Origin of the sequence: Thiosulfativibrio zosterae, from assembly GCF_011398155.1 — a bacterium.
GTDB lineage: Bacteria > Pseudomonadota > Gammaproteobacteria > Thiomicrospirales > Thiomicrospiraceae > Thiosulfativibrio > Thiosulfativibrio zosterae.
The window spans coordinates 1,583,571-1,603,216 of record NZ_AP021888.1 but is presented as its reverse complement, the minus strand read 5'-3'; the positions used below and the strand labels follow the sequence as shown (position 1 = coordinate 1,603,216).

Genomic DNA, 19,646 nt, shown 5'->3' with positions numbered 1-19,646 from the left:
ACAGTCGATGAAAACTCAATCAAAATTATTAATGGTCGCCTTGGCGTTATCCGGTGTATTGGGCTTAACAGCCTGTGGACAAGAAGAACCCGCTAAACCCGTTGCCGCCGCCAATACGCCAGCGCAAGCACCTGCGCCAGTCGCACCGGTTGTTGCGCCTGTTGCAGCACCAGAGCCTGCAAAAGTTGCAGCGCCTGCAGAGGTGGTTAAAGCTGAGGTAATGGGTGAAAAAGTGTACGCGACCTGTGTGGGTTGCCATGGTGCCGCTGGAGAGGGTGGAGTTGGGCCAAAATTACAAGGTCAAACGGTGGCAGACTTAGCACAAAAATTACAGGTTTATAAAGCAGGTAAAGAAATCGGGCCGATGAGCTCTATGATGATTCCCAATGCGACACAATTATCAGATCAAGACATTACTTTAGTGTCTGAGTATATTGCCACTTTAAAATAATCATTTTAAATCAAGCGTTTAAAGCCCGACTTTGCTCGGGTTTTTTTATGGCTGTTTAAAACTGTTTAGCTTAAAGTGGCCGCTTGAATTTTGAGCTGTAAAGAAGTTTTGCCAAAATAGTGATTGAGGCTGGGTTGATAAGCGCATTGAATTTGCTGGTCTACGCTGAAAGGGGTTTCTTCTTGCTCAGAAGTTTTGGCATTAAAAAAGATGGCAGACAAGATTAAGCCATTTTGCGTTTTCAACTTCATAGATAAATGGGTTTTGGTTTGCCCGACTTCTCTGATATCAATCACCCGAAAGTGTCCTGAAAAAGTGGGTTGCGGCCATTCTCTGCCAAAAGGCTCTAATAAATTAATTTCGTCCATCAGTGCAGTGGTCAACTCATGGTCTGCCAATTCACCATCGGTTTCTATGGTGGGAATTGGCGAGTCATCGCCAAGCTGATTTTTGATGGCGATTTCTAACAGTTCAGCAAAGCGTTCAAAATCCTGGAGCTGAATCATACAACCAGCCGCACCCTTGTGACCGCCCATTGAAATGAATAGTCCTTCATGCTGTTCTGACATCCATTGAAACGCCAAACGCAAATCCACACTGGGGACTATGCCGCGTCCGCTGCCAGCCAAGGTGCCATCTTCTAATTCCGTCATGGCCAAGGTGGGCACACCATATTGTTCGCCAATGCGTGAGGCAATAATGCCTTGAATCCCAGCGTTGCCTTGCATTTTGATGGCTAGGCTGTATTTTTTGGGGTGATACAGTGCTTTTGCAAGATTTTGAGCTTGTTCCAACATACTTTGTTGCTGTTCGCGGCGGTCTTGATTGTCGGCATCCAATTGCGCTAAATAGGCTTGTGCTTCTTCAACACTGGGCGCATTTAAAAAGCGAAATGCGGTGGTGACATCGCTAACGCGACTGGCTGCATTGATGCGGGTAGCGACTTGAAACCCCAGGTATTCTGCATTAAAAGGGGCTTCGTTGTTGTTGTTCATAAGGCGCATGGCTTGCCAAGCAGGGTTTTGAAACTGATTGATTTGTGATAAACCAAAAGCCACGATGGCGCGGTTATTATGACTTTTGAGTGATACGCTATCCGCAATCGTACCAAGGGCGACATTGAGCGCTAAATCTTTGAGGGTTGGCGTTGTTTCTGGGAGTACACCGCGTTGAATCAGTTCATTTCTGACTTGCCCCATCACCAAAAAAATGACAAAACAGCCGGCCACGGTTTTGTCGTATTGGCATTCGGCTTGTTGGGGATTAACCGTACAAGTGGCACTCGGTGGTGCGCCTTCAACCGTCATTTGGTGATGGTCGGTCACACACACTTGAATGCCAGCTTGCGCTAAGCGTTGAATACGCGGTTCATCACTGGAGCCTTGGTCCGCAGAAATCACGATGTCCACGGGATCAGGAATGGCCAAAATAGCATCGCACATCGCATCTGTTATGCCATAGCCATTTTTGCGTTCGCCAATCATATGTACAATGCGTTCTTGTGATACACCAAAATATTGCACCAGTGCAGTGGTGGCTACCCAAGCAGAGGTAACACCATCAGTATCATAGTCTGTGGCTAAGACGATTTTGCCAGAGCTTTGCACGGCGTCAGCGATAATTTGTGCTGCTTGCTGAGAGTTTTTGAGCTCATTAGGGTGCTGAATGTGTTTTAATTTTGGGAAGACGATAGCATCCAGTTGTTCGATGCTCAGGGATTCTGTGCTTGGGTCAAAAACTCTGCGGGCAATTAAACGCGCTTGTAGGTCAGTAACTCCCAATTTTAGGGCATTTAAATAGTCGCTTTCAGCGTAAGGGCGTTCGATAATTTGAGTCTTTTTCATGGTGAGGCATTTTAGCATGATTCTTTATTTACATGGTTTTTTAAGCACCGGCCAAAGTGCAAAAGGCCAATGGTTTAAACAGGCATTTGCCGCTGAAGGCATAGCCGTGATCACGCCGACTTATCCCATCGCTTCGCCGCAAAAATCAATTGAGTTTTTAGAAACAGAAATTCAGCGTTTAGAAGCGATGACCGCCACCTCAAATTGGTTGGTGATGGGGTCGTCCATGGGTGGTTTTTATGGACAATATTTGGCGCAAAAGTATCGGAAACCTTTGGTGATGATTAATCCTGCATTACAAGCCGTGGAAGTTTTGGGCCAATATCAAGGCGCTCATGTCCACCCTAAAACTCAGGAAACCTTGGTGTTGGATGAGTGGTATTTAGCAGAATTAAAAGCCTTCACCCGTGAGCCCGATGCCAGTTTAGCGACCTTGTTGTTGTTAGATGAAGGGGATGAGGTGATTCCGTTTCAGCCCAGTTTGACTGCTTATGAATCTAGTGCAGAGGTGTTATGTTACCCAGGGGGAAGTCACGCGTTTGATCATTTAACAGAAGCTTGGCCAAGCGTATTGGCGTTTGTTAAAAAAGAATTGCAGCTAGATGCGTTTTCAATTGATAAAGCAAGTTTTTGAATATTAAGCAAAAAGGTCGAGTAGGGTTCCAATTCGATCATCGGCATTTTTAAAAGATTTGGCGTTAACCTCAACCTGTGTTTTGTCCATCATTTGTCCAATCAGGGGTTTGGTTAAGTCAGAGTTATTGGGGTCGGCTATTTGTTTTGCGTTATTGGCCAAGCTGTCAAACCCTTTTTGCATGCCCATGTAGGCGTTGGCTTGGGCGCTTCCTGAAATATTCATTGGCTTGTCCTTTAAATGAGTAATTTGACTAGTTTAAGGCTTTTTGTCTTTTGGCTCAACAAAAAAGGGGTCAACTTTGTTAACGATGTATTTCACAAATACATTCCCATAAATTTCACTGCCTTCCCGGTCAACAATGACCGTGAGCTCATCATCCTTCCAAATATAAGAGCGATAACTTGGCGAGCCGCCCCAGCCTTTGCGAATGACTTGGGTGGGCTGACCAATTTGCGCAATAATTTCAAGCGCAATATCACGGGTTTCAATGGGGGTTCTTTTGTTCGCATTTAAAATCGATTGAGGTCGATACAAACGCATGGCGGAGGCGACTTTGCCCGCATTATCATAACGAAACTCAACATAGTAGCTGTCTCGAATGTTTGACCAGGTAAAAAACTTATCAATGTTGCGTTGTTTAGTGGTTGACGGGTCTTGCAAAAAGCCACCAATATTCCACAGTTGATTACGAACACCGTTAAGGTCTTGTTCAAGCAGTTTCATGCCTAAAAACGATACATCTTTAACAGCCGCCAAAGATGGCGTGAGGAATAGGCTGTTTACAATCAGCGTTATGGTCAGGATTAAGTTTTTATTATTCATAAGTGGAGTCACAGCTTTAAACTTTCATAGTCATGCTATCGGCTGACATACCGATTACTTAAGGGACGATGTCACTGGCATTAAGGATTTCTTGCCATTTTTCTTGAGTGTCTTGCGCCCAATTTGAAAAGCTCAAGGGGTCAAACTCAGTGCCCGCGGGTTGTTGCCAAACATAAAAATCAGCATTGGGTGTTTCATTGACATTTAGCTGATGCTGCATAACGCTTAGATCTGCATCTGATGGGTCTTGGTTGAGGGTTTGGCGTTGTAAAATTTGTTGACCCGCGATTTCTGGGTTAGTAGCAATGCTAAAGATCATTAAACTGGCTCGAGTTTGACGAGCGATATCAAAGTAGGGTTGGCGATGCTGTGCTTTTAAAAAGGTTGCATCGACAATTACCGAAAAACCTTCTGCTAAAAGTTGTGAGGTCAATTCTTGAAGACGCTCATAAGTGGCTTGATTCATTTGTGCCGAGTAGAGTTTTGCGCGTTGTTGTTCCGTGGCGCGGGTGAGTGCAGAAATACCAAACAGGCGTTTGCGCTCTCTATCTGAGCTGATGGTCAAATAATCTTGTTGTTTTAAGATTTGCTGGGCGTAATAAGACTTTCCAGAGCCTGAGATGCCCTGCATCAAAATGAGTTGCGGACTGGGTACTTGATAGGCGTAGTCTTCGGCTTGTTTTAAATAGTCTAAAGCACGCTGCCAATATTCTGTTCTTTGCAGGCTGTTGGCTGGAAACTGATGGTAGCGCAAAGCAGTAATTTTAGAACGCACCATGGCTCTATAAACTTGGTAAAAGCGTAAATGCTTTAAACCGGCAAAGTCGACTGTTTCATTGATGTAATCATTGAGAATTTGACGCTTTAAACTAAATTGCTGGCGATAATCTAAGTCAATTAACAAGAATGCCAAATCGTTCAGCGTGTCGATCCATCGAAATTGCTCGTTAAATTCAATGCCATCAAACAAAATGGGTTGATCGTTAATCAAGGCGATATTATCAAGATGCATATCCCCATGGCAGGCCTTAACAAAGCCATTTTCTTTGCGCGCCCACAAACTGTCCCAAAAAGTTTTTTGCGTGAAGTGCGTCCATTCTGCTAATTGTCTTAAGCGATATTGCAGTTCTGGGTGTTCGAAGGTACTCAGTAAAGACGGAAAATTATCCAACATAGGTTGGATTAAATTATCAGGGTGGCCAAAGTCGCAATCCTGATTAACCGATTCTGCGTTGAGGTGAAAATTAGCAATGGTTTTGGCTAAAAAACTCACTTGAGTACGATTTAAAGTAGCCGTTTGTAAATGTTTACCCAATACTAGGTTAGGGTCAAATTGACGCATTTTAACGAGGTATTCAATGGGTTCATCATTTGGGCGTAGCGGTGTAAAACTTAACTGCGCCAAATTTGCTGAAGCAAAAAGCGGGCAGACATCCAAATATAAATCGGGTGCTGTACGACGATTTAGCGTGAGTTCTAAACCGCAAAATTGTTGGCGAGCTTCAAGGGTAGAGAAGTCTAAAAAGCCAAAATTAACGGGTTTTTTAAGTTTATAAGCATAATCCCCAGTTAAGAATACGATCGAAATATGCGTTTCTATGGTGGTGATCAAATTAACGGGATGGGTGTAAGTATTGGGATTGAGAAGATGTTGTATGAGTTGTTCTGTTTGCACAGTAAAATCTATCTCAAAAGGGTGTTTTGTTGAGGGTGGTTTGGTAAAAAAATGCCGAGGTTGAAAAGTTTCAACCCCAACATTTCAGAAGATATTAAGCAATCCCTTGTTTTTCGCGGATTTCTTGCTTGCGCTTCATTTCAACCGTCAGATCAGCTGTTGGACGAGCTTCCATGCGTGCTAGACCGATTTCTTCACCACTCATTTTACAGTAGCCGTATTCGCCAGTTTCGATGTCTACCAATGACTTATCAATCTTTGAAATTAACTTTCTTTCACGATCACGGGTTCTTAGCTCTAGGGCAAATTCTTCTTCTTGTGATGCTCTATCGTTAGGGTCGGCAGGTGTTACTGAATCATTCTTAAGGTGGCTGACCGTCATGGACGCTTCATTTAACAACTGTTGTTTCCAGGCCATTAACTTGCCTCTGAAATGCTCACGCATTCTAGCGCTCATATATTCTTCACCCGGCTCCATTTCGTAGCGTGGGTAGTCTTCAATGAAATCAGTATTTGTATTCATTTTTCTTCTCAACTTTAGATTCTATAAAACTTTATAAAATCATTGGCTTCTAGGCGATTGTTAAAAAAATTTAAAATAAATCTTACATTAAACTTGATTACAAAAGCCGGTTAGGGAGTTGTACTTGATTTATCACAACAAATTTTAAAGCAGGCATTTTATCACCAAAAATGGGTTACACAAACAATGTTTAGTTTATTTTTCTGGCGTCAAAAAGAAACAATGTCAGTGAAACTAACTCGCTTTTATATCAATTTTTATAGGGTTTAACAAACAAAAAAGTTTTATCGCACTCATAGAAATTTAAAGATAAATCCCGTATAGTTTACTCGGTTAACCTTTTAAATATAACAATTGGAGAGAATCCCATGGCGGACTTACAGGCCTTATTATTTGATGTAGACGGTACTTTAGCGGATACAGAAAGAGATGGACACCGTGTTGCCTTTAACATGGCATTTGATGAAGCAGGCTTAGATTGGTTTTGGGATGAGTCTTTATATGGCGAGCTTTTAGCGGTTACTGGCGGTAAAGAGCGTATTCGCTTTTACCTAGAAAAGTTTAATACCACTTTTGCAAAACCTGAAAATTTTGATGCTTTTGTTAAGGGTTTACATGAAGCCAAAACAAAGTTTTATACCCAGTTGATGGCAGAAGGCAAAATCCCGCTCAGAACGGGTGTGGAAGCCCTGATTAACGAAGCGCGTGCGCAGGGTATGCGTATGGCGGTGGTGACCACAACAACGCCTGCCAATGTGACCGCATTATTAGAAAGCACTTTAGGCCCAGATTCCGAGTCTTGGTTTGAGGTGATTGCTGCGGGTGATATCGTTCCGGCTAAAAAGCCTGCACCAGATATTTATATTTGGGCACTCGAGCAAATGGGTTTAACAGCAGACCAAGCCATTGCTTTTGAAGATTCATTAAACGGAATCTTGTCTTCATCTGCGGCCAATGTTAAAACCATTGTGACTATCAACGAATATACCAAAGAAGATGACTTCTCTAAAGCCGCGGTTGTGTTGAATCATATGGGTGACGATGAAACGCCATTTGAATTGATTGCCGGTGAGGTTTATGGTCGCAATAAGTTAGACCTTGCTTTGGTTAAAGAAATTTTTGCCAAGGCTTAAGTTTATTCTTAAGCTGATGCTTAAGTTTGATCGTTAAACGATTGAATCTCAAGTAACTGTGTCACACCAAAAGCCGCTTCAGTGTGCAAACTTTGCAGCACTGGAGCGCTCAATTCTTGACTTCTTAAAGTCATCCATACGCGGTTTTTCAATCCTCCACCCGCGGTAAATATTCGAGTCACAGGGCTTGCGCCCAATTCAGTTAAGCGCTGATATCCTAATTTTTCTACAGACACCAACCCTTCAATCAAACCCAATAAAAATGTTTCTGGATTATCGGGTATTGGGTCTAAATTGCCTTGAAAACAGGGGTCTGAAATGGGAAATCTTTCTCCTTGGCAAAGCAAGGGATAGTAATCGAGATGCGTATTTTGGGGTCGCTCGGGTATTTTTTTAAGATGCTCGATTAACGCCTCTAAATCAAAGTGCTTTAACAAAACGGCACCGCCCGTATTAGAGGCGCCGCCCACCAGCCATTGATTTTTAAGTCGATGACTGTAAATGCCATATTCTGGGGCAAAGATGGGTTTTTCTGTGATGAGTTTAAGTGCCAGGGTTGACCCTAATGATGTTACGGCATCCCCCAGTTGGTGAGCGCCACTGGCTAAAAAAGCGGCAATACTGTCTGTGGTACCAGCATAAACTTTGGTTTTGCTGGAAAACCCATATTTTTCAACCAGGCCTGGTTGAATTTGGCCCAAAAAATCGCCTGGAAGCACCACTTTTGGCAGCGTGATGGTTGGGAGTAATTGCGAAATCCAATCTGGCCAAACCATGTTGATGGGGTCAAATCCCATTTTTAAAGCATTATTGGCATCGGTAATTTGAGGTAAGCCAGTTAAAAAAACATTGATAAAATCTATTTGGTGGCACACAAAAAACGATTCTGAGTGTGGGGTGTTTTCATAAAGCCACATCACTTTGGCTAAGGTGCTGGAAGCACCGTGTGCACCGCTGTTTCTCGGTGCAATTTTGGCAATCAATTGCGCTTCTGCGGTGGCGCGTTTATCGTCATACATCAATGCCATTGATACTGGCTGATAGTCGGCATTAACCAAGCAAACGGTTGATGAGGTGGCGTCAAGAATGATGTGTTCTATGAACGCAGTCTGTTGGGCGTTTTGTATTTTGCGTAACAGCAGTTCAAAACCCTCAAGCCACAGCTCTGGAGATTGCTCGCTGGTGTTGGCATTTCTGATGGGTAGCGCCAGGGGTACCGCGTAAAAAGCGATCGGCTGGCGAGTTTGAGTATCAATCAGCGCGCCACGAATGCCAGAGGTGCCTAGGTCAATGCCCAAAATTAAAGGCGAGCGGTCATTTTGAGTCGGACTAGCTTTTGGTGTCATGCGTTTCTCTTCAAGTGTCAGCGGCATTAAAAATTGCTGCATTTAATTAAAATAGTCAGGGCTATTTTAGCCAGGTTGATTTGAGGTTTTTGTGGAAAAAAACCGCCACAAGGGTTAGAATTGTCGTCATTTATGCCAGCTTGTCAAAGCGAAAATTTTGCAGCCTGGATTTGGAATTGTAATGGCTTTGTCCCAAGTCTAAGCTTACGGAAGATTTTAGGAGTGTTTTCATGAATGAATTACAGCTGGTATTGCTGATATTCGCCCTAGTTGTGGTCGCTGTGATGGTGTTTTTACATTACCGTAATCAGCCCACACCTGCCTCAAAAGGAAGAGCATCTAAAAGTGTGCGCCCTGAATCGGACAACGCTGACAGCGTTGAACACCGTCAAAAAGCCAGTCATGCGTTGAACGAATTTGGCGAAGGCCATATTCCGGTGTCTAATAAAACCCAAGCGCGTTTTCATGCCCAGTCTGATGAAGATGTTGAAACCGTTCCTGAGAATCAAGGAAAATTACCCTTTGGTGATGAATTTGATGACCATGAACCCGCGTATAAACCCAGAATTCAAGCAGAAAAAGCCACCAAAGAAAGCGCTGAAACTCAAAATCGCGCACCGCAACATTTTGTTTTAGAAGTTGAAGATTTAAAAACATTGGATGAAGTCGGGCCAATTGGTGCGGCGGGTGACAAACAACCCTCTTTTGGCAAGCCCGCTAATACGCCGGTTACCGAGTCTGAAAATAAATTGGCCGAAGTGACTGAACCGCAAGTGTTTGCGGTGATGGTGATGGGTTCGCAAGACTTTGCGATGGATGCTTTAAATAAATCGTTATTAGGTGTTGGTTTAAGTTTTGCGCCTCAAGGTATTTATGTTAAAAAAGATACCCTTGGTAAGCCTTACCTGCATGTCGCCAATATTATGGAACCAGGCACTTTTCCTGCCATGGAAGAAGAACGGTTTAGTGCATTCACGACACAAGGTGTGGTGCTGATCTTGTCACTGCCAACCAGTGTGAAAGCGCCAGCAGCCATGAATGATATGATTATGATTGCTCGCAAAGTATCACAGCGTTTAAATGGCCGTCTGTATGATGCGCAAAGACATTTATTGAAAGAATCTGATATTCAAGCCATGCGCGATGCGGCAATTGCCTACGAAACCGTTGGCATTTAATGGTTTTACTGATTGATGTCTAATTTAGATTTATTTGGTGATGACCCCCAGCCTATTCACGCCGACACCCCTCAAAATCCTACGGATTCTGTTCGCTATCAAACCTTAAAAACCGAAATTCAAATGCATAATGTTAACTATTATGCTTTGGATAATCCGCAAATCAGTGATGCACAATATGATGCCCTGTTCCAAGAATTGTTAAGTCTTGAAGCTCGTTTTCCAGAGTGGATTTCCCCTGACTCTCCCTCACAACGCGTGGGTTCTGAACCTTTAAAAGGCTTTGAATCTGTCAAGCATGTTGTGGCCATGATGTCTTTAGATAATGCTTTTAGTGATGAAGACCTAATGGCATTTTATCAGCGTGCTCTAAGAGGCTTAAATCTCTCTGAAAACAGCGAGTTGAGTTTTTCGGCAGAACCCAAGATGGATGGTTTGGCAATTAATTTGCGCTATGACAATGGCCAGCTCATACAAGCCACCACACGTGGCGATGGTCAAACGGGTGAAGATGTCACGCACAATATCAGAACCATTCGCACCATTCCTTTGCAACTTTTAACCCAAGATTGGCCTAAGGTTTTAGAAGTGCGTGGTGAGGTTTTTATGCCAAAATCAGCGTTTGAACAACTCAATCAAACCCAGCTGGCTTCAGGGGAAAAACCCTTTGCAAATCCCAGAAATGCTGCGGCAGGTTCTTTACGCCAGCTGGACCCTAAAATAACTGCCAAACGCCATTTAAGTTTTTATGTGTATGGTTGGGGTGAGGTTTCAGAAATGTTTCAGTTGCCGGAGCGTTATACCCAAGTTTTGGTGGAGTTTAAGCGCTGGGGCTTGCCAATTAACCCAGATGCAAAGGTCGTTCTTGGCAAACAGGCGATGTTGGAATATTACCAATCCTTAGCGGATAAGCGTGCTAGTTTGGCTTATGAAATTGATGGTATTGTTTATAAATGTGATCAAATTGCACAACAAAAACTGTTGGGCTTTACTGCCAGAGCACCGCGTTGGGCCATTGCCAGAAAGTTTCCTGCGCAAGAAGTTTGGACCACTTTGCTAGACATTGAAGTTCAAGTGGGGCGCACGGGGGCTTTAACGCCTGTGGCTAGGTTGGAGCCAGTTTCGGTGGGTGGTGTTATGGTTTCTAATGCCACTTTACATAACTTAGAAGAATTACACCGTAAGGATGTTCGAGTCGGCGATACGGTAATTGTGCGTCGAGCAGGGGATGTGATTCCTGAAGTTGTCGGGCCTGTGTTGGCTAAACGCCCAGACACTACGCAGTTATTTGTGATGCCCAGCGCTTGCCCTGAATGTGGGTCGGATGTTGTAAAAGAGCTTGATAAGGCAGTTCATCGCTGCACGGGTGGGCTATTTTGTCCAGCCCAGCGCAAACGCGCCTTGGCACATTTTGTGTCGCGAAAAGCCATGGATATTCAGGGCTTGGGTGAAAAACTCATAGATACTTTGGTTGAACAGGGTTTGGTTGCTCATCCAGATGATTTTTACCGGCTAACGCTGGAAGATTTAGCCAGCTTGCCACGCATGGCGTTAAAGTCGGCACAAAATGTTTTGGATGCCTTAGAAGCTTCAAAAAATACCACCTTGCCCCGTTTTTTATACAGTTTGGGTATTAACGAAGTGGGTGAAGTAACGGCGAAAAACTTAGCGCTTCACTTTGAAACCTTGGATGCCTTGATGCAAGCCAGTCTTGAAGACTTGGTTGCAGTGGATGATGTGGGTGATGTGGTGGCAAGCCACATCCAAAGCTTTTTTAAACAAACTCATAATCAAGAAGTGATTCGTGCCTTGTGTGATTTAGGCGTACAATGGCCAGCAATCCAAAAATTTATAGCAGATATTGAATCGCCCTTTGCCAATAAAGTGGTGGTTTTAACCGGCACGCTGACGGTGATGGCGCGCGACGAAGCGCAGCGCTTGTTAGAAAAAGTCGGTGCAAAAGTCACGGGAAGTGTTTCTGCCAAAACCGATTTTGTGGTGGCTGGCGATAAAGCTGGCTCCAAGAAAACCAAGGCAGAAGCCTTAGGTATCCCAGTTTTAACAGAAAATGAATGGTTGGCAATGATGCCCCAGGTTGAAGGATAAAAAATGGTAAGACCGCGTAATATTAATCGCAAAGTAGCTCCTAAAGAGGTTCCCGATTGGGAACAAGAGGAGTTTAAAAGCCGAACAGAAGTTAAAAAAGCCGCTGAAGCCGTGACAGATTTGGGTGAGCAATTAACAGAAATGACCGTCACACAAATTAAAAAAATGCAATTGCCCATTGAAGTGCAAGATGCTGTTTTAATGTTAAAAGGCATGGACAAAGGTCCTGCCATGAAAAGACAAAAGTTGTTTTTGGGTCGCCTACTGCGTCAACATGAAGAAATTATTATTGAAATCAAAACCAAGTTAGAAGAGGCCGAAGTTAAAGCCAAAGCAATGAATGCACATTTTCACCGCTTGGAAGTCTGGCGTGACCGTATGTTAGCGGGTGGTGATGAAGCCTTAAATGAGTTTATGGATATGTACACCCATGCTGACAGAAGTCAGTTGCGTACATGGATTCGTAATGCACAAAAAGAAGCCGAAGAAAACAAACCGCCTAAGTCTGCACGCGCTTTATTTCAGTATTTGAAAGGCTTAGAGTGGTAGGCAAATTTAATCTTTAAAAACCTCAGCACTAAACAGATTTTTGTTTGGTGCGCTTCCAAATCCGACTGCCAAATTCATATAAAACCAATCCAAAAATAACCAGGCCTGCCCCCAGCCAAATGGTTAGGTTCAAGGCTTCTTCATTAAAATAATGCCCTAATAATAACGCCACAACCGGTGTGATTAAGGTGATAAACCCTAAGCGTATCGCATCGATTTGTTTGAGCAAAAAGTAGTAAAGCACAAATCCTAATACCGAGCCAAAGGTTCCTAAATAGGCAATTGACCAAAGTGATTTTGAGGGCAAACTTGTCCAGCTCCATAAAAAGCTTGGGTCAATCATTAAGTAAATCAAACTGCTGATCCAAGCCGTGCCAGCGACCAAGTGTAGGCTAGAAATTCCATAGTTGACCTTTTTGACCAATAAAGTGCTTAGAGCATGCAAAAAAACCGCACCCAAGGCAATGCTCAAACCAATAATGAGTGGCGTTTGTTCTAGGCTGAGTTCTGTCCATCGAGTATTGAGATTGGGGTAAAAAATAACCGCTAACCCCATAAAGCTAACCAACATTCCTAAATATTTTGAAGGCGATAAGGTCAGGTTTTTAAAGAGGGTTGCAGCTAAAATGCCTGTCATAATTGGGGTCAAACCAAATACCAGTGAAATCCAACCTGAAGGCATGGTTTGCGCCGCATAGTACATGCCGCTCATGCCGCCGACCATGCCAATAGCTGCCGCTAAATAAATGCGCATTTCTCGCCATTGCAGTGAGAAGGGTGTTTTGGAAAACCAAAAAATCAACGGTAAACACAAGGCTGCACTGATAAAAAATCGCCCTGAAATCCCTAAAAACCAATCCATTTGGCCACTCCATTGAATGGCTAGGGGAGTCGTTGCCCAAATGAGAACTACGGTGCTATAAGCTAAGATGATTTTCAAGGGATGCCTTTGGAGAAAAAAGAGGTCAGGATATGTTCAGGTTATTAAGTTGTTAGGTTATTAAGTTGTTAAGTTGTTGCTAGGTGATGTGACTTCAAAAAGCCCTTTTTGGGTGTTTTTAGTGACTTTACCTGCCTCAAATAATTGCCCATTCATGGCAATATAAACACCAGGCCTGGTTAAATTTAACGCCATAATGGCACTGCCAAGATTAAACGTCGCATCAGAATTGCCTAAAGCAAAAGGACGCATAGCGCCAGTGAGTACAATGGTTTTCTCGGGCATTTGCGTATGATGTTTGAGAAGGGTGGCGGCTGTTATGGGCATGGTGTCTGTGCCATGGGTAATGAGGATTTGGTTGTCGCTGCAGTTCAAACAAGACTCGGTGATGATTTTGCGATCGGCATCGGTCATTTCTAAGCTGTCTTTGAGCATTAAAACACTTAGGGCGGTGGGTTGCGTTAGATTAGCTTGGGCGAGCATTTCTGGCAGCTGAGTTTTCTCGAATGTCAGTTGCCCTTGAATCGGGTGATAATCTTTATCAAGGGTGCCGCCGGTAATGAAAATTTGCATGAAAGTGACTGGCCTAGAATTAATTTTCTAATGTTTAAGGTGTGCGCAAAATGCCGGTAACGATGCCTAGAATTTCGATTTGTTCATTGGTGATAAAAATGGGCTCCATATCGGCATTGGCCGGTTGTAAGCGAATCCCTGTTTTTTCAATATAGAACTTTTTCATGGTGACGACTTCGTTATTGATTCTGACCACCACGGATTCACCATTTTCAGCAGAAGAACGGCGTTCAATAATCACAATATCGCCATCTTTGATGTCTTCTTCAATCATCGAATTCCCTTTTACTCTGAGCGCAAAGGTTTCTTTTTTGACCATGGTGCTGGGCACACTCACGGTGTCGTAATCCATTTCCATTTGAATGGGTTGACCTGCAGATGTCCAACCCAGTAATGGGATTTCTACGAATTGCAAATCCACCAACTCTAAAGGATCGGCGGTTTCTAACGCGAGTTTTTGATTGCGTTTAGGGATGAGATAAGCAACATTGGGCATAACGACACCTTTATTTTCTTAATTCTTCACAGGTTTTTTAAATTAAACAGCTTGAGGAAACACTTGTTTAAAGGGTTTGACGTCCACTTTTTCATAAACACCCGCCGCCAAATAGGGGTCTGCATTGGCCCAAACTTGTGCGGCCTCTAAAGACTCAAATTCGGCAACAATTAAACTGCCTGTAAAACCGGCTTCGCCTGGATCAGCGCTGTCAATGGCAGGATTGGGTCCTGCTAATATTAAACGGTTTTGATCGGCTAGGGCTTGTAGTCTTTCAATATGTGCTGGTCGAGCGGTTTTGCGCATGGGTAAACTGTTAGCGACATCATAAGCGAAAATAGAATAAAGCATGGGCGTTCCTTAAAGCAGTGCAAGAGATTAAAAGGTTTTGGACGAAGGTTTATCATCGTTATTTTTTTGGGCATCATGGCTGTGAATACTGTCCAATTCCACTTGGCTTAGGATGTCTAATTCTTTGTCGCTAACGGCTTGTAAACTGTCTTCATCTTCAGGTTTCAAATAACGCGAAATATAAATCCCTTGAATCACAATAAATACCAGTGTTAAGCCCATCAAACCAAACAGTTTGAAGTTTACCCAAGTGTCTGTATCGTAGTTATAAGCCACATACAGGTTTAAAAAGCCTGAGAAAATAAAGAACACTATCCACATGGCACTCAATTTGACCCAGATGTTATCTGGAAGGCTGAGCGATCCGTCCATCATACGTCTGATGATGGGTTTTTTGCCAATGAAATGGCTACCCAAAAAGACTAAAGCAAATCCCCAGTTGATCACGGTTGGTTTCCACATAATAAAAACTTCATCATGCAAAATCAGTGTTGCACCCCCCATGACAACGATAATCGCGAGGGTAATAAGGTGCATTTTCTCAACGGTTTTATGTTTGAGGTACATATAACTGACCTGAACAACCGATGCTGCGATGGCAACTGCGGTGGCTACATAGATGCCATAGAGCTTAAAGGCAATAAAAAATAGAATAACGGGAAAAAGATCAAATAAAAGTTTCATTAGAGATAAAGTCTGATTTTGTTTGTTAAAATGTTAAGTTAAATAACAAGTGTTTATAAATTTCGTTCCAGCATTCTATCTAGGAATTCCCCCAATTGAAAGCAGATTTTCATTGCCATACCAATGCTTCTGATGGCAGTTTAAGCCCAGAAGCCTTGATAGACCGAGCAAAACAATATGAAATTACCGACTTAGCAATTACCGACCATGATACCACCAAAGGTTATGAGTCTGTTTTAAGCTATGCCGAGCAACAAGGCATTCATTTAATTTCGGGCACTGAGGTTTCTTGCCAATGGCAGGGAAAAACCATTCACATTGTTGGGCTGAATTTTGATGTACATAATTCGGTGCTGCAAGGCGGTTTACTTTGGAATCGTATTTTGCGCTGGCAAAGAGCTTTTCAAATGATTAGCAAGTTGCAAAAGAAAAATATTCAACAAGTGTTTGAAGACCTGATGCCAATGGTGCAAACCAGTATGGTGGGGCGTGGACATTTTGCGCAGTTGCTCTTGCAAAGAGGCATAGTGTCTAGTCAACAACAAGCCTTTGACCGTTACTTAACCAAAGGCCGACCCGCCTATGCGGCGGTTGATTGGCCAGAGTTATCTGAGGTGGTGGGCTGGATTACTCAAGCAGGTGGGGTTGCTGTGATTGCGCATCCGCATATTTATAAAATGACCAGTAAAAAACTCAACCAAATGATTGTTGAATTTAAAGCAGCAGGTGGGCAAGCCATAGAAGTGGTTAATCAACCACGAGTCTGTGCGGAACAAACTGGCATGGCCGATAGAGCGGTGCGTTATGAACTTTATGCTTCTTTAGGCAGTGATTTTCATCGCCCAGAACAAAATTGGCGAGGTTTAGGTTGGTTGGCGCCAATGCCTGCAAAGTGTAAACCCGTGTGGTCTTTATGGCAACCCACTGAGCATTTGCAATGTTAGACAAATCTTTACCCGCATCCATACCGCATTCATTGCATCGATGGACACCGATTACGTCAGCCTTGTTGCTATTTATATTAATTACCAGTTTTGGATTGTATCGTTACTTTGACAGCGTCACTCAATTACAACACGAAATGGCGCAGCAGCTAAAATCGCAAAATACTCAGTATACCCAAGCCATTCAGCAGGTGGTTCAACATAATATTTATCAACTCGGGCTTTTGGCCTCCGTATTAACCCAGCGCACTGATTTTTCTCAATCTGAGTTTGTGGAGTTAAGTCAAAAATTTTTAGAGCATTCTCCAGAAATAAAGGCGGTTGAATTTCTGCCCAAAGTCTTGGATAAAGATCGTTTAACACATGAAGCAGAGGTACAAGCTTTAGGTTATCCAACCTATCAAATTTCTGAAAGAAACGATAAAAATGCGATGGTAAAGCGCAGTGTTCAGGCGGTTTATTATCCGGTTATGTGGGTTGAACCCTTTTTGCCCAATCAAAAAGCGCACGGGTTTGATGTCAACTCTCGACCATTTAATAAGGTGATGATTAAGCAGTTATCAGAGGGCATTCCTTTCTTGTTTTCACCACCATTTCAATTGGTGCAAGAAGAATCTAATGAAAAGTCCGTTTTGTTGTACATGCCCGTTAAAGAAAAAGCAACGGATGCACTGCGAGGCGTGGTGTTGTTTATTTTACGAGTGCCAGACATACTAGAGGCGAGCCAGCTCATTGCTAGGTTTTCTAAACCCATGGGATACGATTTAAAAGATATCACCCTTTATTCGGTTGAAGTCGGTGATGATTCTAGACTTCAAAAAGCCATTTGGTTGGATAATCAAATGTTTAAAACGGAAGCAACCGTTTCTAAACTAGGAACCATTTACCCAAGTTATCCCATCAGTTATCGGGCAGTGCTTGGCTTTGGTGAAACTCAGTGGGAAATGAATTTTAAAATCGATTTGCAGAATAATTTAAAGTATCAATCTCAAGTAACAGCGTTTCGCCAAAATATTTTTCTGTATTTGTTATTTGCGACCTTGTTAGGCTTTTTTGTATATTTTTCAGTTCGAGATTTTAACCGCTTTTTAAAACTTAGAGAGCAACTGGAATTTGAGCAAGATAGAGTTCAGGCACTATTTTATAAGTCTTCTGATTTGTATTTTTTATTCTCAGCGACCGGTCGTTTGGTTGAGGTCAATCAAAGTTCATGCGAAGTTTTGGGTTACCGTCATGACCACTTAATTGATTTAAAGTTGGAAGACTATTGGGTAAATCCTCAATCTTTCCTAAAAAACCTTGAGGGATTGTTGGTCGGTGAAACCTGGGAAGGCGAAACAGACTTACAAAATAGAGATGGTTCAGTGGTATCGGTTCAATGTTCAGTTTTAAAAGTTGAGCGAGAAGGCAAGTCTTACTACAGTTGCTTGGCCAAAGATTTAACCGGTTATAAAAACCAAGTTAAAGCTTTAGAAACAGCGGTAGAACAATCCGAAAAAGTAGGGCGTTTAAAATCAGAGTTTTTGGCCAATATGTCACATGAGTTGCGCACACCTTTGCATGGCGTATTGAGTTTTGCAACCTTAGGCGAAACCCGTGCGGACTCTGAAAAAATTAAGTCATATTTTTCAGCCATTCGAGTCAGTGGTGAGCGCCTTTTGAAACTTTTGACAGAGATTTTAGAGTTGGCAAAACTAGAATCAACGCAAATGAAATTTGAATTTAAAAGTGTAGAGTTTAATGCCTTAGTCGCGGCTTGTTTGCGAGAACAAAACAGTGAGATGGCGCGTAAAAATATTCGTTTAGAAATGCGCTCATCTTCCACGGAAATGCAGGTGGTCTGTGATGATTTACGTATTCATCAGGTGATTGCAAACTTATTATCTAACGCCATTAAATTTACCCCCGCATACGGCTTAATTGAAGTGAAATGGTCTATAAAAATAGACACACCTTCGGTTTTAGTATTTTATGTTTATAATGAAGGTGAAGGCATAGAAGAAGCGGAATTAGAGAGTATTTTTGATAAATTTGTACAGGCAGACAAGCATGCTAAACTGCAAATGGGCACGGGTTTAGGTTTGAGTATTTGTCGCGAAATCATTAAACGCCATAACGGAAATATATGGGCTGAATCGAAAGTTGGTGAATATGCTCGATTCAGTTTTACTCTACCCTTAGAAGGTAGTCCACACTTACTTTTAGCAGAAGGAGCGCATCTTGAACACTCAAAAACGCCATAAAATTTTGGCAGTGGATGATGAGCCATTAAACTTATTTTTATTGGCGGAGCTACTTGAGGAATCTTATGAGGTAACCACGGCCACTTCTGGTGAAGATTGCCTTGAGATACTGAATGATATGCGGCCTGATTTGATGCTGTTAGATGTCAACATGCCAGGCATGGATGGTTATGAGCTCTGCGGAAAAATTAAAGCCTTACCGCACTTTAAAGATGTTCCCATCCTATTCTTGTCAGCCATGAACTTTATTGAAAACGAATTGAGCGGTTTGAAAGCCGGCGCGGTAGACTATATTGTTAAGCCCTTTTCTGGCCCCATTTTGTTATCTAGAATTAATACCCATATTCAGCTTAGAAGTGCTACGCAAAAATTAGTGTTTGAACAAAACAGGATTGGCGACATCGTTCAAAAAATGTCGGAAGATTCTCGTTTTTATGCCAAAAATATTGAGGCATTTATTAAGCCGATGGAAGCCACTAATGGTGATGTGGTTTTCTCTGGTTTAACGCCGGATAATCGACAATTGATTTTACTTGGCGACTTTACCGGACATGGCCTTGCGGCAGCTTTGTGTGGTTCTGTGGTTTCTACCCTATTTTACACACAAGTTTCTCACGGCATTTCTGGACAGCAAATGGTTGTGACCCTCAATCAAGAGTTGGCTGAAAAGCTTCCCGCCTATATGTTTATGGTGGGCACTTTGATAGAGTTTGAGTTGTCTACCAAAGTCATCAGGGTTTGGAATTTTGGTTTGCCTAATGTACTGCATTATCATGCAGGCGTCTTAAAACAAAGCTGTGCTTCTAATAGTTTGCCTTTAGGGGTCATGGCTGGTAAAGATTTTAATGTGCCTTTTTATGAATGTACGATTAACCAAAATGATCAGTTGTTTGTATTTAGTGATGGTTTGACCGAAATGACGAATCCTCAGGGTGACATGCTAGAAGAAGAGGGCTTGCAGGCCTATCTTGAACAAGAGTATCAAAGTGGTTTACCGTTACATGCACAAATAGAAGCCTTTATTAATCGGTTTAGTCAACGCCAGCAATTTGATGATGACATTACCTTTTTGTCGTTCAAAACCTTAAGTTAAGCCTGTGTCGATACCTAGTCTGAAACGCTTTTGCTAAACGGGTATAATGTTGTTTTAA

General features: G+C 42.6%; 20 protein-coding genes. 9 read left to right on the top strand and 11 right to left on the bottom strand.

Annotated features, from left to right (window positions below):
* Positions 1-7 precede the first annotated feature (7 nt).
* A complete protein-coding gene (locus THMIRH_RS12120) occupies positions 8-451 on the top strand; it encodes a c-type cytochrome (protein ID WP_243831405.1) in 444 nt (147 codons plus the stop codon).
* A gap of 65 nt (positions 452-516) precedes the next feature.
* On the opposite strand, the gene THMIRH_RS07375 is transcribed toward THMIRH_RS12120, so the two are convergent.
* On the bottom strand, positions 517-2,295 hold the full coding sequence (locus THMIRH_RS07375) for a single-stranded-DNA-specific exonuclease RecJ (protein ID WP_243831404.1): 1,779 nt from the start codon (positions 2,293-2,295) through the stop codon (positions 517-519).
* A 16-nt stretch (positions 2,296-2,311) separates the two neighbouring features.
* Between THMIRH_RS07375 and THMIRH_RS07370 the strand changes: the two genes are divergently transcribed.
* Positions 2,312-2,929: a YqiA/YcfP family alpha/beta fold hydrolase gene (locus THMIRH_RS07370; protein WP_173291479.1), complete on the top strand. Its 618-nt coding sequence runs from the start codon at positions 2,312-2,314 to the stop codon at positions 2,927-2,929.
* A gap of 3 nt (positions 2,930-2,932) precedes the next feature.
* Here the strand turns inward: THMIRH_RS07370 and THMIRH_RS07365 are convergent, their stop codons facing one another.
* The 4 genes from THMIRH_RS07365 to dksA form a co-directional block, all read right to left on the bottom strand.
* Positions 2,933-3,154 carry a hypothetical protein gene (locus tag THMIRH_RS07365; protein ID WP_173291478.1) on the bottom strand — a complete coding sequence of 74 codons (222 nt, stop codon included), beginning with the start codon at positions 3,152-3,154 and terminating at the stop codon, positions 2,933-2,935.
* A 33-nt stretch (positions 3,155-3,187) separates the two neighbouring features.
* Entirely contained in the window at positions 3,188-3,754 is a 567-nt protein-coding gene (locus tag THMIRH_RS07360) for a hypothetical protein (protein WP_173291477.1), read from the bottom strand.
* A gap of 58 nt (positions 3,755-3,812) precedes the next feature.
* Positions 3,813-5,429, bottom strand: coding sequence for a bifunctional aminoglycoside phosphotransferase/ATP-binding protein (locus tag THMIRH_RS07355; RefSeq protein ID WP_173291476.1), 1,617 nt, complete (start codon positions 5,427-5,429; stop codon positions 3,813-3,815).
* A 94-nt stretch (positions 5,430-5,523) separates the two neighbouring features.
* Positions 5,524-5,952, bottom strand: a complete 429-nt coding sequence (gene dksA / locus THMIRH_RS07350; RefSeq protein ID WP_173291475.1) for an RNA polymerase-binding protein DksA — start codon at positions 5,950-5,952, stop codon at positions 5,524-5,526.
* A gap of 368 nt (positions 5,953-6,320) precedes the next feature.
* Here dksA and THMIRH_RS07345 point away from each other — a divergent pair, with 368 nt between their 5' ends.
* Positions 6,321-7,085 carry an HAD family hydrolase gene (locus THMIRH_RS07345; protein ID WP_173291474.1) on the top strand — a complete coding sequence of 255 codons (765 nt, stop codon included), beginning with the start codon at positions 6,321-6,323 and terminating at the stop codon, positions 7,083-7,085.
* Positions 7,086-7,105: 20 nt separating this feature from the next.
* On the opposite strand, the gene THMIRH_RS07340 is transcribed toward THMIRH_RS07345, so the two are convergent.
* A complete protein-coding gene (locus THMIRH_RS07340; protein WP_173291473.1) occupies positions 7,106-8,431 on the bottom strand; it encodes an FGGY-family carbohydrate kinase in 1,326 nt (441 codons plus the stop codon).
* A gap of 230 nt (positions 8,432-8,661) precedes the next feature.
* Here THMIRH_RS07340 and THMIRH_RS07335 point away from each other — a divergent pair, with 230 nt between their 5' ends.
* From THMIRH_RS07335 to yjgA, 3 genes are all read left to right on the top strand, one after another.
* Complete coding sequence (locus tag THMIRH_RS07335) at positions 8,662-9,609, top strand: cell division protein ZipA (protein WP_173291472.1); 948 nt, start codon at positions 8,662-8,664, stop codon at positions 9,607-9,609.
* A gap of 123 nt (positions 9,610-9,732) precedes the next feature.
* Positions 9,733-11,715 carry an NAD-dependent DNA ligase LigA gene (gene ligA, locus THMIRH_RS07330; protein WP_243831528.1) on the top strand — a complete coding sequence of 661 codons (1,983 nt, stop codon included), beginning with the start codon at positions 9,733-9,735 and terminating at the stop codon, positions 11,713-11,715.
* A 3-nt stretch (positions 11,716-11,718) separates the two neighbouring features.
* The gene (gene yjgA / locus THMIRH_RS07325; RefSeq protein WP_173291470.1) at positions 11,719-12,264 is read left to right on the top strand and encodes a ribosome biogenesis factor YjgA; all 546 of its coding nucleotides are present in this window, start codon (positions 11,719-11,721) and stop codon (positions 12,262-12,264) included.
* Between the two features lie 28 nt (positions 12,265-12,292).
* On the opposite strand, the gene THMIRH_RS07320 is transcribed toward yjgA, so the two are convergent.
* From THMIRH_RS07320 to THMIRH_RS07300, 5 genes are read right to left on the bottom strand one after another with little or no spacing between them, the layout of a single operon-like run.
* Positions 12,293-13,204, bottom strand: coding sequence for a DMT family transporter (locus THMIRH_RS07320; protein ID WP_173291469.1), 912 nt, complete (start codon positions 13,202-13,204; stop codon positions 12,293-12,295).
* A gap of 60 nt (positions 13,205-13,264) precedes the next feature.
* Positions 13,265-13,777, bottom strand: a complete 513-nt coding sequence (locus tag THMIRH_RS07315; RefSeq protein ID WP_173291468.1) for an asparaginase domain-containing protein — start codon at positions 13,775-13,777, stop codon at positions 13,265-13,267.
* A 34-nt stretch (positions 13,778-13,811) separates the two neighbouring features.
* Complete coding sequence (locus THMIRH_RS07310) at positions 13,812-14,273, bottom strand: LexA family protein (protein ID WP_173291467.1); 462 nt, start codon at positions 14,271-14,273, stop codon at positions 13,812-13,814.
* Between the two features lie 42 nt (positions 14,274-14,315).
* Entirely contained in the window at positions 14,316-14,624 is a 309-nt protein-coding gene (locus tag THMIRH_RS07305; protein ID WP_173291466.1) for a YciI family protein, read from the bottom strand.
* Between the two features lie 27 nt (positions 14,625-14,651).
* Positions 14,652-15,308, bottom strand: coding sequence for a septation protein A (locus THMIRH_RS07300; RefSeq protein WP_173291465.1), 657 nt, complete (start codon positions 15,306-15,308; stop codon positions 14,652-14,654).
* A 95-nt stretch (positions 15,309-15,403) separates the two neighbouring features.
* Between THMIRH_RS07300 and THMIRH_RS07295 the strand changes: the two genes are divergently transcribed.
* From THMIRH_RS07295 to THMIRH_RS07285, 3 genes are read left to right on the top strand one after another with little or no spacing between them, the layout of a single operon-like run.
* On the top strand, positions 15,404-16,252 hold the full coding sequence (locus THMIRH_RS07295) for a PHP domain-containing protein (RefSeq protein WP_173291464.1): 849 nt from the start codon (positions 15,404-15,406) through the stop codon (positions 16,250-16,252).
* Entirely contained in the window at positions 16,246-18,495 is a 2,250-nt protein-coding gene (locus tag THMIRH_RS07290; protein WP_173291463.1) for a CHASE domain-containing protein, read from the top strand. Before THMIRH_RS07295 ends, THMIRH_RS07290 begins: the two co-directional genes overlap by 7 nt.
* Entirely contained in the window at positions 18,473-19,588 is a 1,116-nt protein-coding gene (locus THMIRH_RS07285) for a fused response regulator/phosphatase (protein WP_173291462.1), read from the top strand. The genes THMIRH_RS07290 and THMIRH_RS07285 overlap by 23 nt, the downstream gene beginning before the upstream one ends.
* Positions 19,589-19,646 lie beyond the last annotated feature (58 nt).

What these genes read in the sequence shown, in the direction of transcription:
- THMIRH_RS12120 (WP_243831405.1), top strand. Translation starts at nt 8, where the DNA reads ATGAAAACTCAATCAAAATTATTAATGGTCGCCTTGGCGTTATCCGGT.
- THMIRH_RS07375 (WP_243831404.1), bottom strand. Translation starts at nt 2,295, where the DNA reads ATGAAAAAGACTCAAATTATCGAACGCCCTTACGCTGAAAGCGACTAT.
- THMIRH_RS07370 (WP_173291479.1), top strand. Translation starts at nt 2,312, where the DNA reads ATGATTCTTTATTTACATGGTTTTTTAAGCACCGGCCAAAGTGCAAAA.
- THMIRH_RS07365 (WP_173291478.1), bottom strand. Translation starts at nt 3,154, where the DNA reads ATGAATATTTCAGGAAGCGCCCAAGCCAACGCCTACATGGGCATGCAA.
- THMIRH_RS07360 (WP_173291477.1), bottom strand. Translation starts at nt 3,754, where the DNA reads ATGAATAATAAAAACTTAATCCTGACCATAACGCTGATTGTAAACAGC.
- dksA (WP_173291475.1), bottom strand. Translation starts at nt 5,952, where the DNA reads ATGAATACAAATACTGATTTCATTGAAGACTACCCACGCTACGAAATG.
- THMIRH_RS07345 (WP_173291474.1), top strand. Translation starts at nt 6,321, where the DNA reads ATGGCGGACTTACAGGCCTTATTATTTGATGTAGACGGTACTTTAGCG.
- THMIRH_RS07340 (WP_173291473.1), bottom strand. Translation starts at nt 8,431, where the DNA reads ATGACACCAAAAGCTAGTCCGACTCAAAATGACCGCTCGCCTTTAATT.
- THMIRH_RS07335 (WP_173291472.1), top strand. Translation starts at nt 8,662, where the DNA reads ATGAATGAATTACAGCTGGTATTGCTGATATTCGCCCTAGTTGTGGTC.
- ligA (WP_243831528.1), top strand. Translation starts at nt 9,733, where the DNA reads ATGCATAATGTTAACTATTATGCTTTGGATAATCCGCAAATCAGTGAT.
- yjgA (WP_173291470.1), top strand. Translation starts at nt 11,719, where the DNA reads ATGGTAAGACCGCGTAATATTAATCGCAAAGTAGCTCCTAAAGAGGTT.
- THMIRH_RS07315 (WP_173291468.1), bottom strand. Translation starts at nt 13,777, where the DNA reads ATGCAAATTTTCATTACCGGCGGCACCCTTGATAAAGATTATCACCCG.
- THMIRH_RS07310 (WP_173291467.1), bottom strand. Translation starts at nt 14,273, where the DNA reads ATGCCCAATGTTGCTTATCTCATCCCTAAACGCAATCAAAAACTCGCG.
- THMIRH_RS07305 (WP_173291466.1), bottom strand. Translation starts at nt 14,624, where the DNA reads ATGCTTTATTCTATTTTCGCTTATGATGTCGCTAACAGTTTACCCATG.
- THMIRH_RS07300 (WP_173291465.1), bottom strand. Translation starts at nt 15,308, where the DNA reads ATGAAACTTTTATTTGATCTTTTTCCCGTTATTCTATTTTTTATTGCC.
- THMIRH_RS07290 (WP_173291463.1), top strand. Translation starts at nt 16,246, where the DNA reads ATGTTAGACAAATCTTTACCCGCATCCATACCGCATTCATTGCATCGA.